Below are 15,259 nucleotides of genomic sequence, written 5' to 3'. Positions count from 1 at the left end.
CATAATCTCCTCCCGTCAATATGGTCCATAACCAATCAGATGCGCGACGACGACTGCGACTGTCGCAATCACGTACTGCATCAGAATCAGCGGCATAATCCATTTCATCCAGCGCAACCACGGGATGCCAGCCAAAGCCAAACCAGCCATGAAATAGCCGGAGGTCGGAATGAAGATATTGGATATGCCATCCCCGAACTGATAGGCAAGAACCGCGGTTTGACGCGTGACGCCAACTAATTCTGCCAAAGGCGCCATGATTGGCATGGTCAATGCAGCCATTCCACTTCCGGACGGAACAATAAAGCTGATCACGGTTTGGAGGACGATCATGCCAAACGCTGTAAGAGCACCAGGCAATTGATTCAAGAGGCCAGCCGAATAGTAAAGAATCGTATCGAGAATATGGCCGTCATTAAGCACTACAACAACCGCCCGTGCAACTCCAATGACCAAGGCCCCGGCTATCAGGCCAGCAGCACCTTTCATGAAGTTGTCTACCATTTCGTTGATGCCGAGTCTTCCCACGATTGCGATGATGATTCCCAGCAGCAGAAAGATTCCGGATAGCTCGGTTAGATACCAGCCATATTGAATGACACCAAAGACCAACACGACAAAGTTGAGAACAAAGCAAGCCAAAATTCCTTTATGCCTCGCCGTCAACTTCAAATCTTCACGCAAAAGCTCAGCCGTGTTTTTCCCTTCGAACAATCCGAAGAAGCCCAGCGAACGGTCTTTTTTGACTTTCGACGCATACCGCAGGACGAATGCAGTCGATACGAAGTACATCACGACAAAAACAGCAATTCGATAACCCATTCCCGAAAAAGTGGGAAGCTCGGCGATGCCTTGGGCAACCCCCACTGTAAACGGATTCATTAGTGCAGATGTAAATCCGACCGACGCTCCTACCAGCACAATGGCAGCGCCAGTCATTGCATCAAAACCAAGGGCAATCGCCAGCGGAATCATGATTGCGATGTAGGGCAATGTTTCTTCAGCCATGCCCATGAGCGAGCCTCCTGCCGCAAAAAACAGCATCATGATGGGAATCAGCCACTTCTCTTGATTCCTGAGTAGACGGGATAGTGTGACTATGAGCGCTTCAATCGCGCCAGTCGCCGTTAAAATACCGAATGTTCCGCCAATTATCAATACAAAAAAGATAATGCCTGAGGCTTCCACCAAACCGGTATGCACGCTGTTGACCAGCCCGAGCGGCTTGACTGGAGAGGATTCGATCCACTGAAACGACCCCGGATCAATGACGCTTCTACCGTTTACCTCGACCCGTCCGTATTCTCCGGCAGGCAAAATATACGTCAGGATGACTGCGATCGCAATCACGGCAAAAAGTAACGCAAACACATTGACTTCCCACAGCTTCTTCTGTTTTTTCGGCTGCCAATCTACATTAGGCTGACTCATGATATCCCCCCAGTTCGGTATCGTGATAAGAAATGCCAGAAGCCTAGGGGGAGTCTCCCTCTGCTCTCATTGAAGAGAGTCTCCCTCCCCTGCTTCATTCGTTATTTGCGTGACTCCAAAAACTCCGATACTTTTGCCAGACCAGCTTGAAGCACGTCTGTCGAGCAGGCGTACCCGATTCGTACCCACCCTTCCATGTCAAAGCAGCTGCCAGGTGTCAAAAACGCCCCCGTTGTTTTAAACAAGTCGATACAAAACGCTTCCGAAGGGATATCCAGCTCGTACTTAAGCATCGCGGTTGTTCCTGCCTGCGGCTTGACGTAAGAGACCAACGGCTCCTTCGCCACCCACTCATCGAGAATCTCCAGATTGTCCCGCACGATCTTCAGATTGCGCTCCATAATCTTGTCGCGGTTTTTCAGTGCATGGACAGCCAGCATGTCATCCAGCATTCCGCAGCTGATCGTGGTGTAATCGCGGTGCTGGAAGCAGCTTTTGATCACATCCTGAGGCGCTGCAATCCATCCCAGACGCAAGCCCGCCAATGAAAACACTTTGGACATGCTGCTTGTCGCAATCCCTTTTTCGTACAAGTCGACTATAGATGGTACCACCACCTCCGGGTCTTGGTGCAAATTTCGATACACCTCGTCACACAGCAAGTAGGCATCAACGGAGCGGGCAATCTCTACGATTTCTCGCAGCAACCCTTCCCCCATCAAAGCTCCAGATGGATTGTTCGGATTGTTGATACAGATCAGCTTAGTCTTGTCTGTAACGAGCGAGCGCAGCTCATCCAGATCAGGCAGAAAATCATTTTCCGGCAAAAGTTTGAGCAGCTTGACCCGCGCTCCGAACGACTCCGGAACTGAATAAATTTGCTGATACGTCGGATGAACGGCAATCACTTCGTCTCCAGGCGCGACGAGCGAGAACAAGGTGAGAAAATTTGCTCCGATCGCCCCGTTCATCGCCAAAATGTTTTCCGGCTGCATCGTTTGATACATACTCGCGACAAGGCTGCGGAATTCCGGCGAACCCTCGATATGACCGTACGTCAGCTTCTTTTGGGCCATCTCGCGGAAAAAGTCTTCCGGCTCATCGGAAAGGCGGATCAACTCTTCTACCGTCAGCGAATCGACGCATGTTTCGGCAATATTGTAAACAGCCTCCATCTCGTAGGCATTCATCCATTCCTCTACTTTAAAAGGTGCAATTCTCACGGGTCGTTCCTCTCCTTTGTTCTAGTTTTTCTTTCCTACAGATCGACAATCGTACCTACGCCGCGCTTATCTGCTTCTTTCAAAATGTGGTTAGCCGTCAGCAAATCCTGGATCGCAATACCCGTACTATCAAAAATCGTAATCTCTTCGATGCTCTGTCTTCCATCTGCAAGTCCGAGGATAACATTGCCGATTTCCGCTTCAATATCGCTCTCTGCTATCAAACCTTTTTTTACAGCTACCTTTGTCTCTCCCACGCGTACTGCCTGCCCGATATCATCCACAAAGACGCGCGCTTTTGCAAAAAGCCGTTCATCGATTTCCTGTTTTCCTTCCATGTCTGCCCCGATGCAGGTGATATGCGTACCCGGTTTCACCCACTCCGCTTGGATCATCGGTTCGCGTGAAGGGGTTGCCGTGATGATGATGTCTGCTTGCCTTGTTGCTACTTCGAGATTGTCCACCGCGATGAACTCCACGTCACAACGGCTGGCATACCGCTCGTACTCTTCTCCTGCATACTTGGAGACGAATTTGGTTATCAACTTATCTTTGATTTGGGCGGCAAAGCTTTGCGCCTTTTCTGCGGACCGCGGATTGCAAATGTAAACCTGCTTGATCTGCTTCATCGTCATCAAGGTCGCCATGATTTGAAAAGGAGCCTGATGCCCCGTCCCTACAATCAGCAGGTTCTCTGATTCAGGGCGAGCCAAATATTTAGCACCGATTCCGCCTGCGGCTCCCGTTCGCATGCAAGTAATGTGCTCTCCACTCAAAATTCCCTGTGGTACGCCGGTTTGGCTGTCCAAGACCATCACAGTTCCGACTAACTGTGGCAGACCTTTCTTCTCATTGTCACCGAACCACGAGACGAGCTTGAGTCCAAATATATCGGCTTGCGGCAAATGACCAGATTTGATATCCATGTCGGCTCTACCCTCTACGAACTCATGAAAAATGAGCGGAAACAACGTCGCCTGCTGACTCGATTTCATTTGATAGGCTTGCTCAACCACTTCAATCACGCTGGCCATATCCAGCACATCTTCCGTGGTTTCCTGATTAATGACGCGAAATGGAAACATGTCTATCTTCCCTCCCCACTGTTTCTATTACACTAACACAGTTTTTCAGGGCGAAAAAATTGAAAGATCCAATGGTTAATATTAAAAAAAGCAAACCCTCCACCAACAGATGCTGGAATGGAGGGTTTGCTTATGCTCCGCCGATTCTTGCCGAAATCGTCGCGGCTTGGCGCTTTACTTTTTCGATGAGTAGGGGCAATCGATTCTCTGTCACCCGAAAGCACGGGGCATTGATCGAGAGCGCTCCGACGAGTTGATTTCCGTAGCCGATGATCGGAGCGGCGACTGCCATGGTGCCTTCCGTCTTCTCCTCGTAGCTGATCGCATAGCCACTTTTCTTGGCTTCACTCAGCTGCTCCAAAAATGACGGCTGCTTGTCTCGCGCAAGCTGGGCGGAAACGACTTTCGTAATCGCATCTTTCTTCAAATACGCGAGAATGATTTTGCTAGGGGCGCCGATTGTGAGAGGAATCCGCTCCCCCAGGTTCTCGTCTATGCGTATTTTCAGTGGACTTTCTACTTTTTCGATCGGCATCGAATCCGCACCAGCCAAGACGTTAAGGAAAATGCTCTCCTCGACTTCGTTCGCCAGCTCCTCCATGAAAGGTCGCGCCACAGCTCGCAGGTTTAACTTTTCATGCAGGATAAAACCGATTTCCATCCATGTATATCCCGGCTTGTAATGCTTGGTGACTGGGTCTTGCTCAACCAATCCGAACTGGATCATGGATTCGAGAAAACGGTGGAGCGTACTGATTGGTAGACCCGTTGCGCTCGCCAGCTCCGAAATCGGCCAAGCATGTTTTTCGTCTGAAATCAGTACCCGAATAATTTTCATCGCCCGTTCGACTGATTGAACCATCCTTCTTTCGTCCTCCATGACAAAAAGTTACGCTGCAACACTCGTGTTATCTTTCGTTTGTTTATTGGGGGCTTTTCCTCTGGCAAGCCTTGCTTCCAGCTTGTTCACGAAATACGAGAAGATCATGATCAGCACGAGATAGTACAAACCTACCACCATGTACGTCTCCAGCTGCTTGTAATTGGAAGCTGCTTCACCGAGACCCGTTCCCCATAAATCCTGCATCCCTACGTAAGCGACCAGCGATGAATCCTTCAACCCGATAATAAACTGATTGCCAAGCGATGGGATTGCCCGCCGGAACGCCTGCGGCAAAATAATTCTGCGCATCGCCAACGGATACGACATGCCGAGTGATCGGGAAGCCTCCATCTGCCCGCGATCGATTGACTGGATGGCGCCTCGGAAGATTTCTGCAATATACGCGCCGTTATGAACGGCCAGCGCGATGGCCCCTGCCCAAAACTGTGACAGCGTGACCATATTCGCCAAGCCGAAGTACAGAATACAAATTTGTACGATCAATGGCGTTCCGCGAATGACGGTAATGTACACGTGTGCGATGTAGTTCAATACTTTAGAATCGGATATCCGGAAAAAGGCAATGACAAGACCTACCACACAACCGAGCATCAGAGCAACTGCGGTCAATTGAACCGTGAGCCATGTCGCTTTTAGAAAAAGGGGATAACTGGATAAAAAAATATCAACAATCACGTTCAATCCTCCTCACATGAAGCGTTAAAAGTGGGGCGTCCATCACGGACACCCCGTTGCCCACTCACTGTTTTTGCAGGATATTGCGACCAAACCATTTTTGGCTGATCTTCTCATACGTGCCGTCCTTGACGATCTCGTCCAGCGCCTTGTTGATCCGATCAACAGCCTCCTGGTCACCCAAGCGCACAGCGATTGCTTGCTCGTCAAAGCTGAGCGGTTCGCCTACATCAATCACTTTTCCGCCGCCTTCTTTAATGAACCGCAAGCCTACTACCTGATCCGTAATCACTGCATCGAGTCGTCCTGTCGGCAGGTCGAGCAAAGCGGTGATATCGCTATCATACTGCGTGATTTTGTCTTCATCGGTCAGCTTTTTCGCCCAATCCAAGTAGTTGGATGCTTTCACGACGCCGATCTTCTTGCCCTTCAAATCTTCTTTGCTCTTGATCGCTGTATTGCCCTCTTGCACGAAAATTTGCGAACCGGATCGGTAATAGGGATTGGTGAACAAAACTGCTTTTTGACGTTCAGGTGTGACAGTCAAGCTCCCGATGACAGCGTCGTATTTTTTCGCGTCCAGACCGGGGATGATTGTTTCGAATGGGTTGGTGATCGGTACTGCGTTCATGCCCATTTTTTCTGCCAGCGCTTGTCCGATCTCTACATCAAAGCCAGTCAGTTGTCCGTTTTCCTTGAAGCTAAACGGCTTGTACACGCCACTCATCGCGTACGTAAAATCTTTCTTTCCACTATCCCCAGAAGCTTGTCCACCTGCTGCCGGTGCACTTTCCTGTGATCCACAAGCAGAGAGCAACAACGAGCCTACTAGAACAGTGGACAACAAAATTCCGGACCATTTTGCACGTTTTTTCATTGGTGATTCCCCCTGTTTTATTCTCTTTATATAGTGAATGGTTTAGCGGATGCTGCCTAAAAACTGCTTGGTGCGCTCATGCTGCGGGTTTTCAAAGAATTCACTCGGCGGTCCTTGCTCCAGGATTTGCCCATCGTGCATGAACACCGCCCGATCTGCTACTTCACGAGCGAATCCCATTTCATGTGTCACGACAATCATCGTCATTCCTTCTTTGGCGAGCTGCTTCATGACCTGTAGCACTTCACCGACGAGCTCGGGATCGAGTGCAGAGGTAGGCTCATCAAATAGCATGATTTTCGGTTTCATTGCAAGCGCCCGGGCGATGGCAACCCGCTGCTTTTGTCCACCGGAGAGCATGTCCGGGTAGACATCGGCCTTATCCTGCATATTCACTTTTTTCAGGAGCTCGTACGCCAATTGTTTGGCTTCTGCTGCATTCATCCCTTTGACGTGAACAGGGGCCTCGATCAAGTTTTCCAAAACGGTCTTGTGCGGAAACAGATTGAAGTGCTGAAAAACCATGCCGACTTCGGCGCGGAACTGATTCAGATTCGTCTTGTGTGGATCAATCTGCTGACCGCCGATTCGAATCTCTCCGCTGTCATAAAATTCCAGAAAATTCAAACATCGAAGCAAAGTACTTTTGCCTGAACCACTGGCTCCAAGCAAGACGACAACTTCCTTTTCTTCCACCGTGAGCGTAACGCCCTTCAACACGGTTAACGGGCCAAAAGATTTGACAAGCTGCTTAACCTCAATCATCCTGCTATCCCCCATTTATCTCCCGGATGAATTGCGTATTAGTTTTTCCGAATACCGGAAATGATTTCTGATTTAAATTATAATTATATATTTTCTGATATTCAAGAAAAATATGTTTTATTGAATAAATATTCACGATAGGACTATGGAATAGTTTTCCTCCTTGCGTGGAATGAATATACGGGAGTGTTTTATACATCAAGGAGGACCGTGATGAAAGTAGCAACGTACTTCTATGTAGGACTCATCCTCATTTTTCTGCTCTCCGCCTGTTCGCTCCCAGGTCCACAAGCGGCACCACCGCGACAGCAAACAACTCCATCTGACCCTGATCCGGAAGTCAAAAGACCGACAACCGATGAGATCAAAGGTCGAACCATAAACAATCAGTTCACGGTGCCGATCCCGATCATCGAGACATTTACCTTTACCATTCCTCCCTCTTGGACAGGAAATTACATCGTAGAGGAGTTCTCATCGACGACGAAGCGTCCCCCTCGCCAACAGCCGCTGGAGGGCAAGCTGTATGAGTAAATGGTCATGTCGCTTGATCAGGTGAAACGTGCGTTTTCCGTTCAGTAGATAGAAAAAAAGTGGTTAGCAGCGCAACGTCTGCTCAACCACTTTTTCGTGTAAAGACAAATAGCTTCCCATCCGCGTTCAACACTTGTGTTCCTTGGGCAAGCTCAATCCAAGACCGCTCCCAGTGTACATGCCCACAGCAGACGAGTACGGGAGGATGCTGCTGCAAGCATTCACGAATTTCAGACAAGCCTTGCAGGTCCAATGAAGGCTCATCCGGTCCTTGATGGAGCAACAAAATGTCAGGCTGCTTCTGAAGCAGCTCCCGCAATCCTTTCAGGAACTCCTTCCTTTCCCTGCGATTCGGTTTATCCGCACGTCCGACGATTCCGCCCAAGCCCGCAATACGGAGCTGACAGACTTGCACCATTTCAGGATCATTGATGATGGTGATACCTGTCATTCCTTGAAGCTGTACGATTGAACCCGAGTCAAACAAATCGTGATTGCCAACAACCCCGACCACAATTCCAAACTCGCGTCGAAAAGCCTGCCATACGGGTGAGGGATCACCGCTGCTTCCTCGTTTCCATGGGTCGGCATACAAGTCTCCGCATAGCAAGACCAGAACGCGTTCCCGTCGAATAGATGGCTTTTCGATTTGGAGTAACAGTGAAACCATCTCTGGCAACGCTTCGCCAAGCAGTACCTGCTGCCCGTTCACAGACTCTATCACCCCTTGCAGATCGGAAGTAATGATCATCGCATCATAAGCATCAGGAATATTCTCCATTTCCCCAAAAAAGATGGGCAGCCTGTTCAGAACAACACCTTTGCCATTAGTACCCGCTGCTAGATAGGGAACCTGCTCGACGGGTTCTTCTCCGATTTTGGCAATCCGGATCACGAACGAAGTTGCTCCCTGACTGCCATCAATGCAAAACCGAGCAAATTTTCTCCCCGCCACTTTTCGGGCTGTTCCGCATGTGGATGATCTTGGGCCATTCCGATTCCCCAAATCCGATCATACGGACTCGCTTCGACAATAATGCGGTCACCTGTGTCCAAGAGGTATGCTTTCAAATCGGCATGCTGGCTGAATTTTAATAGGTTTGCCTGGTGAACGATCGCCGTCTTGTTCGCATTCCACACCGCCTCGTCAAAGGCATGAACCTTTCGTCCCAATTCCTTCGCTTGTTTTGGATGGCTTTTCCTGAGTATTTCATCACGGATGGCAAGATCGTCGAACAGTTCTGCCTTTTTCGCCATCATGTAATGCTCTGCGGTCAGGTACGTGATGCCATCCTCTACAAAAGCGGCCGGATACCATTGGCTGAAGCAGGATTTATCGATAGTGCCTGGCTCCTTCTGTGTATGTCCCCAAAAGAACAAGTATTTCACTCTGCTCTTTTGCGATTCTTTAATTAAGGTTTGGACGTCATGTATACGCTCCATCGTGTTATCCCCGTCTTTCTTTTATAAACAATCCCAAGTATAAAAAACCTTTGAAAAATCCAGACGAAGCAGATCCTCCCTGCGAATGAAGAAGTTGCCCACTCCGCTATCTCCCCACGACACATAGTAATCGTAGTTGTCGCCCTCCATATCTAGTTGAAGGAGCAGCTCCCACCCATCCTGATTCACATACGCTTGGGTAAAGTAAGGATATCCACCGATCCGTGATCCGCTTGCATCGGCGAGGTCCCAATATTTCGAATAGGCCACTTGATCCTCATCCGTAGGAAGCTGAAAATTCACCGCCTGTGGATCTCGATGAGGGACGTACTGTGACTCTCGTTTTCCTGTCAGCTTGTATGGTCCGCCTAAAACCGGACTGTACACGTCAGGGTCCTCTGGTTGAAAGGGGTCTATTTCCTGTATGTCCATGACCTCTTCAAAATGAAGCACTCGAAAGGATTGGTCCATCAATCCGAATGTATCATCCTCCTTGACAAAAAAACTGGTCAATCCACTAGCGGGGTAGCCATCGAGCTGCGGCATTTGCGCCCAGTTGATTTGTGCGAGAAACAAGTAGTCGTTCCCTTCTTCATCCTGTGGGTATGGCATTTCTGGCGGCAGCCTATGGTTACATTCATTTTATCTGAACCATCTACCTATCCGCAAATTTCTTACATCACTTGCGAAGCAGGATGCCAGCCTGTGGTATGCCGAGCCAGAAGCCCGATGCAGGCATGGCAATCGCCCCGACCACGCATATCCCGAGTATCGTCCACCCAAAGGCAGCTGGCGTCTCCATTCCCTTCTTTTTCATTAGCCAATCCGCCATATATCCGAGCAACATCAACAAAAAGCCAAACATCATAAACCAGAAAGCAGCAACTTCCTCTCTCCCTACCGCATTCCAAAAACCGTTTGCGACGATCTGCTGAAGAGGCTCCGCGTATAAAAACAGACCGACAACCGTATGCAGCAGTCCTGTAATGATGAGAGTGAAACCCATTTGGCGCTTGATCCCACTTACCATGTCAATTCTCTCCTCTCAAGTTGGCTTATTCCTTGGAAATGTTGATTTTATGAGCTCTCGGACGTTCCTCTTCATGCTGTAACGCATCAATCATGCTGTCGATCACTGACCGCGATGCGAGCAGCCATTCTTTGCAGGCATTTTTCATATGTCGCTCGGTTCCATGCTGGTCCATGTTCCCGAGAATGGTCAGCACCCGATTCAATCCAGTACGTCTCAATGCTGGGCAGCCCCTTCCCTTGCGCTAAAACGAATGATCAGCCGATCCTCCGCATATTTCGCTCCCGTTACCTGTCGTCCCATTAATACGCGTGGCAAGATGACTTTTCGCTTGTAGTCACCTGCATTTACGGTCAATTCATCTCCTGTTTGCGTTAAATCCAGCGCTGCTTTATCCACAAAAGGAATCATCAGCTCCAAATGCAGCTCTCCGTCCACTTCTCGAATCAGTTCCGTTCTGCCCTGATACAACTTGGCGAATGGGTCTTCTGTTCCAAAAACGATATCAGCCAATTCTTCTAGAACGGGAAGCCCAATCACTTCTTTTGGCATCATCGGTGCTTTCAAAATCGGGAGCGGCTGAAAGTTTTCCACGATTTCGTTCTCATACTTCCGTTGCAGCTCTCGCCAGTGGGCAAAAAATCCCTCTCCCGCTTCATCCGGAAGCACCCGATTCACGACGATGGCGTCCGTATTGAACCCGAACAGATTCAAGTAAGTGAACGAGCGCTTTGCTTCCGCAAGCACCATTTTTTCCGGGTTTACTACGATCCTCACTGATGTGATCTCCGGGTCCAGAACAATTCGTTGCATTTCCTCCAGCCCTCGAGCGAGGTGCTCTACGCTGTCTAGCACATCATCGGATGGAAGCTCCACTTTGTTGACGATCTTGGCTACTGGGCGAACGAGTTTGATCAGCTTGCGCTCGGTCGGAAAAATTTTCTCCAGCCACCAATTCAATACGTTTGGATAACTGAGCAGACGGAGTGTTTCTCCTGTTGGGGCACAATCGACTACCAGGACGTCGAATTGCCCGCTCACGGCGTGTTCCTTGATCTGCAGCAAACTGAATAATTCCTCCATGCCAGGAAAAACGAGCATTTCCTCTGTTGTAATATCAGTCAGCTGTGCTTTGTCGAGCAATGTGGTCAGCCATCCCTGAACTGCCCCCCAGTTGCGCTCGGTTTCCCGCAAGCTGTTTACTTCCTGGCCCCATAAATTTTCACTGATTGGTACGGGGTCTGGTCCGATCACGGTCCCCAATGAATCTGCCAAACTGTGTGCGGCATCCGTGCTGAGTACGAGCGTCCTTTTTCCCTGCTTTGCCAGCTTAACAGCCGTTGCTGCTGCAACACTCGTCTTCCCAACTCCACCTTTGCCGGTGTAAATGATGATTCTCATCTCGACTCTCTCCTTCATGATCCATTTAATACGATTTCGTAGTAATTAGACAAAAAAAGAAGCAGGCTCGAACGGACTATTCCTCAATGTTGATCTTGATGGAACGAACCTTTGATTCACGAGGCTTGACAGGTCCTCCTTCCTGAAATACCTTGGCGGCTTTGAGTAAAAGGGTGGTGAATTGCTCCATTTCTTCCGGAGTAAACGCCTCCTGAAGCCTGCCCAGCATCGTTAGCATCATTTGCTCGGATTCTTTTGCGAGCTGTTTGCCTGGTTGTGTCAGAGTGACGAGCTTCACCCGTTGATCCTCTACAGAGGTCGCCCTCGCGATGTATCCTTTGCGTTCAAGCCGTTTTGCGATGCTGGTCATTGAACTAAGCGGCGCCCCCATCTCTTGCGCCAGCTCTGACATGGTCAAATCTCCGCGGAACAGCAATATGAGGAGTGTCGACAAATCAGAGCGAGTCAGTTTTTCTTCAAGCTGCATCGTATCGGACATAAAGGCGAACGGACGCAAACCGGTTTTCAGAAATAGGTCGTATAGTTGCTGCATACCGGTGACTCCTTTTAGTACGATTTCGTAGTAATTTCCTCTTCAATTTATTACATATTTTAGGGAATGTCAACAGGCGTTAAAAGTATACCATGCTGGACTGACGTACATATTATAGCTGTTACGAATGACAGGAGGAGTCAACGTGAATAAACAGCGCGCGAAAGAAATCGCAGCTTCGCCCGTGATGGCGAACGTCACCTGCGACGGAATACCCGTATACATCCAGCACATCGATGATAACAACGACATGGCAAGGATTTACCCGCTCGACCAGCCTGATCAGGAGATGAGCGTTCCCGTAGCCAGCTTGCGGGAGCACGGTGAGTACTGATTTTCGCCACAACACGAATGAGGGGACCTGTAGCGAATCCGCAGGTCCCCTCGTTTTCTTCTTTTTCATTGTACAAATGGCCTTACAGCAAGCCTTGGATGAATGGCAGCTCCAAATTCTCGATCATTTTTTTCTGACTCGCCGCTAATTTTGCTGCGATCTGCTCCCTGCGCGCGATTGCCTCCCACGTGCAAGAAACAATTCGTTCGCCTAATTGTGGCTCATCTGTTGGGACGAGGAGCTCCGGCAAATCCAGTGAATAAGCAAAGTCGATGCCCTTGATGCGATACGCCAAACAAACGAAGGGAACACCGGCAGCGGCACTCAGCACATTGGCATGCAGCTTAAAATTGATCGTCGCCTGAAAGCCTTTCATCAGCTGCAGCATTCGTGTATGATCGTGCAGCTCCAGATCCAGGATCGTATGCGCTGGATCGTCGATTTTTTTGTACAGTCTTTTAATGGCTTCCCGATCCGGTCCCCACATGGTAAGCAAGTGGATATCGTAGCCTGCCTCGATCAGCCTCTTGGCTGCATGCGCCAGCGCATCCTCTACTGCGAGCTCGTTTTTCCCATAAATCCGGTTATAGGACGTACCCCAGTTGATGCCAATCGTGAATCGCTTGCTTTTGTCTACCACTGTTGGCAATGATGCTGGGAGAAGCAGCATCCCCGGGTCTCCGCTAATCGCTGCCCTTTCTCCCACTCCCGCTTGCTGAAGGTATTGAAGTGTAATTGGTCCGCGTACACCAAAAAACGTGGCGTGCTCGGCGATTTTTTGCAGCATGTGGCTCATTTTATCTTGGCCAGTTATCAGCTTGTTCGTCAATCTGCCGGAAGAATCTAGATTGACTTGATCTTGCGAGTCAAATCCGCTTCCCCAGACCCATAGATTTTTTTTCTGTTCAACAGCACGATAAGCTACATCCACATACCCCGGAATGAGAAGCGATCCTCCCCCCAAAACGACGGTATCGTACGCACTTAAATCCTTCAGATCAACCCCGGGCAGAGAAGGTATTACCTTGTATTGTGTAGGGTCGAGGTATTTGCATGACAAATTGTAAAAGGCATGCCACATCAGCTCGTCACCCAAATTGTTGAAGCCTAGCCAGCCAACGTACAATATTTTTTTCATACTTGTCGTCCCCCCTCCACTCTTTATTTGTGCATAAATAGTGAGCAAGGAGGCACATTTTTGCGTGATATGAAAATGATTTTGGACCCACGTTCTTCCTTGACCTCCTATTTCCTTCAATTGACTCCGGTCGCGGCATGCTTGACGCAAAGCACTGTCGATCAACGGAGGAGACGGCTTCTGCACAGAGGAGTGGTCACCGAAGTAACAGTCCCAAGCCAAATCGTAAGAGGAAGGTTCGACCAAACCGACGTAGCCATGATTCCCGATTGCAAGCACAGGCTTTCCGCACGCCATCGCTTCGAGTGCGACCCTGCCTGTTCCGATCACCAAATCACTGATTTCGTAATACGGCCGGACATCGGTTTGCTCCCCCACAATGTGAATATAGGGCTTCCCTGCGGCTTTATTCAGCGCTTTTGCCAGCTCATGAACATGAATGGCCTGGGCACCCGACCCCACCACCACGATATGCAGGTTGGGGATGTCACTCCGCAGCGTTTTGGTTGCTCGCAATACCATGTTGCACACCGATGCTTTTTGCCAAGCCAGCCGGCTCACGTACGTAACCACCATAGCGTCAGGCGGCAATGACGGTACATCAGCCCTACTTGCAAAGCCAGACTGGAACTCTTCCACATCAACCCCATTGGAAATGAGTGTGCTTTTTACCCCTCGTTTTTGCCAGAATAGTTGGACAGGTTTGCTCACACTGATCACTGCGGAGCAGAGCTGGGCTACTTTTATCGCCTCATCCTTTGGGTAGTACGTTCCATGCAAGGTGAACACGACAGGAATGCCGAGCTCATTGGCTGCCGTAGCGGCAAGAAAGCCTGAAGGAGTCTGATGCACATGGACGATGGTAATACGATGCTTCTTCATACATGCACGGTAACACTCGATCAGATGCTGTCTGCGTGCCGAGAGCGGTTCACGTGCGGATTCTATCGGTTCAACCAAAAAGCCTGCATCAACAAATTCTTGATAGAGGGGGCCATTCCCACCTGCATAAAACAGTTGGACGCCTTTTTTCCTCAATGCTTTACCCATGCTAAGAACATGCGTCTCCGTTCCGCCTGTCCTCAAACTGTCCAGCACCATCAATATCCGATCATTACTGCTAGTCAACTTTTTACCCTCCCTTCTTCCGATAATAGTGGGCCGAACGCTGCTCAGCGTGGGTACGGTAATAATACAATGCTTCTGCTATATTGTTCACGCCTGCTCTCGCATTCAAAGCTTTGGCGATAAATTCGTAGTCTTCCGCACCCTCAATCCGGCGTGTCGGGCCACCAATCTGGTCAAACAATCGTCCTCGAAACATGCAGGTTCCATGACAGACGCAGTGTCCCCCGTTTCCGTATACTTTGCGAATGTCATCGTCGTACTTGATCCATCCAGCGAGCTGCTTTTTTTCCGGATTATCGGATGAAAACGCATAGTAATTCGTACCGACCAAATCGATCTGGGGATGATTTTTCAAGTATTCAACCTGCCGCGAAAGACGCAGGATATGGGAGAAATCATCCGAGTCCTGAATCGCGATGAACTCGCCTCTGCTCAGGTAATACCCGACGTTGATGGCACCCGCAAAGCCAATATTGCGAGGGAGCTCATGAATCAGCACCTGATTCTCCCCTGGAAAAAACCTTTTACTCTCTTCAAGCCACTCTCTGGCCACTTCTACGGAATGATCTGTCGATGCATCATCGATCAGGATAATCTCCCAATTTTCATAGGTTTGCTGGAGGATGCTGTCCAAGCATTCACGTATATAAGCAGCCCTGTTGAAATTGGTAATGACGACACTTACCAGACCTTCTATTCGCTCTCTTGCCAATTTCAATTCCTCCTTCCAGCCTTTTT

Annotated in this window: 18 protein-coding genes; 2 read left to right on the top strand and 16 right to left on the bottom strand. The window is 49.4% G+C overall.

The features are described from left to right. Positions 1 to 15 precede the first annotated feature (15 nt). The 7 genes from EL268_RS07230 to EL268_RS07200 all read right to left on the bottom strand — a co-directional run bounded on the left by EL268_RS07230 (position 16) and on the right by EL268_RS07200 (position 6,960). Positions 16 to 1,431 carry a YfcC family protein gene (locus EL268_RS07230; protein ID WP_106655531.1) on the bottom strand — a complete coding sequence of 472 codons (1,416 nt, stop codon included), beginning with the start codon at positions 1,429 to 1,431 and terminating at the stop codon, positions 16 to 18. 101 nt (positions 1,432 to 1,532) lie between these two features. Next, positions 1,533 to 2,654 (bottom strand): aminotransferase, encoded by a 1,122-nt coding sequence (locus tag EL268_RS07225; RefSeq protein ID WP_106655530.1) that lies wholly within the window; start codon positions 2,652 to 2,654, stop codon positions 1,533 to 1,535. A 35-nt stretch (positions 2,655 to 2,689) separates the two neighbouring features. Continuing rightward, on the bottom strand, positions 2,690 to 3,739 hold the full coding sequence (locus EL268_RS07220) for an ornithine cyclodeaminase family protein (RefSeq protein ID WP_106655529.1): 1,050 nt from the start codon (positions 3,737 to 3,739) through the stop codon (positions 2,690 to 2,692). 130 nt (positions 3,740 to 3,869) lie between these two features. Next, on the bottom strand, positions 3,870 to 4,601 hold the full coding sequence (locus EL268_RS07215) for an IclR family transcriptional regulator (protein ID WP_106655528.1): 732 nt from the start codon (positions 4,599 to 4,601) through the stop codon (positions 3,870 to 3,872). 27 nt (positions 4,602 to 4,628) lie between these two features. Then, complete coding sequence (locus tag EL268_RS07210; RefSeq protein WP_106655527.1) at positions 4,629 to 5,318, bottom strand: amino acid ABC transporter permease; 690 nt, start codon at positions 5,316 to 5,318, stop codon at positions 4,629 to 4,631. 64 nt (positions 5,319 to 5,382) lie between these two features. Continuing rightward, positions 5,383 to 6,195 carry an ABC transporter substrate-binding protein gene (locus EL268_RS07205; RefSeq protein ID WP_106655526.1) on the bottom strand — a complete coding sequence of 271 codons (813 nt, stop codon included), beginning with the start codon at positions 6,193 to 6,195 and terminating at the stop codon, positions 5,383 to 5,385. Between the two features lie 42 nt (positions 6,196 to 6,237). Beyond that, positions 6,238 to 6,960, bottom strand: coding sequence for an amino acid ABC transporter ATP-binding protein (locus EL268_RS07200; RefSeq protein WP_106655525.1), 723 nt, complete (start codon positions 6,958 to 6,960; stop codon positions 6,238 to 6,240). Positions 6,961 to 7,173: 213 nt separating this feature from the next. Between EL268_RS07200 and EL268_RS07195 the strand changes: the two genes are divergently transcribed. Then, on the top strand, positions 7,174 to 7,494 hold the full coding sequence (locus EL268_RS07195) for a hypothetical protein (RefSeq protein ID WP_232030288.1): 321 nt from the start codon (positions 7,174 to 7,176) through the stop codon (positions 7,492 to 7,494). 82 nt (positions 7,495 to 7,576) lie between these two features. Here the strand turns inward: EL268_RS07195 and EL268_RS07190 are convergent, their stop codons facing one another. From EL268_RS07190 to EL268_RS07160, 7 genes are all read right to left on the bottom strand, one after another. After that, positions 7,577 to 8,389, bottom strand: a complete 813-nt coding sequence (locus EL268_RS07190; protein WP_106655524.1) for a metallophosphoesterase family protein — start codon at positions 8,387 to 8,389, stop codon at positions 7,577 to 7,579. Next, the gene (locus EL268_RS07185) at positions 8,386 to 8,937 is read right to left on the bottom strand and encodes a riboflavin biosynthesis intermediates N-glycosidase (protein ID WP_106655523.1); all 552 of its coding nucleotides are present in this window, start codon (positions 8,935 to 8,937) and stop codon (positions 8,386 to 8,388) included. Before EL268_RS07185 ends, EL268_RS07190 begins: the two co-directional genes overlap by 4 nt. Positions 8,938 to 8,958: 21 nt before the next feature. Next, positions 8,959 to 9,561 (bottom strand): YwqG family protein, encoded by a 603-nt coding sequence (locus tag EL268_RS07180; protein ID WP_373863429.1) that lies wholly within the window; start codon positions 9,559 to 9,561, stop codon positions 8,959 to 8,961. Between the two features lie 55 nt (positions 9,562 to 9,616). Continuing rightward, on the bottom strand, positions 9,617 to 9,967 hold the full coding sequence (locus EL268_RS07175; RefSeq protein WP_106655521.1) for a DUF6463 family protein: 351 nt from the start codon (positions 9,965 to 9,967) through the stop codon (positions 9,617 to 9,619). A 25-nt stretch (positions 9,968 to 9,992) separates the two neighbouring features. After that, the gene (locus EL268_RS07170) at positions 9,993 to 10,187 is read right to left on the bottom strand and encodes a hypothetical protein (protein ID WP_106655520.1); all 195 of its coding nucleotides are present in this window, start codon (positions 10,185 to 10,187) and stop codon (positions 9,993 to 9,995) included. Next, complete coding sequence (locus EL268_RS07165) at positions 10,184 to 11,368, bottom strand: ArsA family ATPase (RefSeq protein WP_106655519.1); 1,185 nt, start codon at positions 11,366 to 11,368, stop codon at positions 10,184 to 10,186. The genes EL268_RS07170 and EL268_RS07165 overlap by 4 nt, the downstream gene beginning before the upstream one ends. A 76-nt stretch (positions 11,369 to 11,444) precedes the next feature. Further along, positions 11,445 to 11,921 (bottom strand): MarR family winged helix-turn-helix transcriptional regulator, encoded by a 477-nt coding sequence (locus EL268_RS07160; protein WP_106655518.1) that lies wholly within the window; start codon positions 11,919 to 11,921, stop codon positions 11,445 to 11,447. 145 nt (positions 11,922 to 12,066) lie between these two features. On the opposite strand from EL268_RS07160, the gene EL268_RS07155 reads away from it, so the two are divergent. After that, positions 12,067 to 12,255 (top strand): small acid-soluble spore protein H, encoded by a 189-nt coding sequence (locus EL268_RS07155; protein ID WP_106655517.1) that lies wholly within the window; start codon positions 12,067 to 12,069, stop codon positions 12,253 to 12,255. An 82-nt stretch (positions 12,256 to 12,337) separates the two neighbouring features. On the opposite strand, the gene EL268_RS07150 is transcribed toward EL268_RS07155, so the two are convergent. Next, positions 12,338 to 14,521 (bottom strand): glycosyltransferase, encoded by a 2,184-nt coding sequence (locus EL268_RS07150; RefSeq protein WP_106655516.1) that lies wholly within the window; start codon positions 14,519 to 14,521, stop codon positions 12,338 to 12,340. Positions 14,522 to 14,525: 4 nt separating this feature from the next. Beyond that, positions 14,526 to 15,233: a glycosyltransferase family 2 protein gene (locus EL268_RS07145; protein WP_106655515.1), complete on the bottom strand. Its 708-nt coding sequence runs from the start codon at positions 15,231 to 15,233 to the stop codon at positions 14,526 to 14,528. Positions 15,234 to 15,259 lie beyond the last annotated feature (26 nt).

This window comes from Brevibacillus brevis (genome assembly GCF_900637055.1).
In the GTDB taxonomy this organism is placed as follows: Bacteria; Bacillota; Bacilli; order Brevibacillales; family Brevibacillaceae; genus Brevibacillus; species Brevibacillus brevis.
The sequence above is the reverse complement of the archived record's forward strand: the minus strand, read 5'-3'. Positions and strand labels throughout refer to the sequence as shown.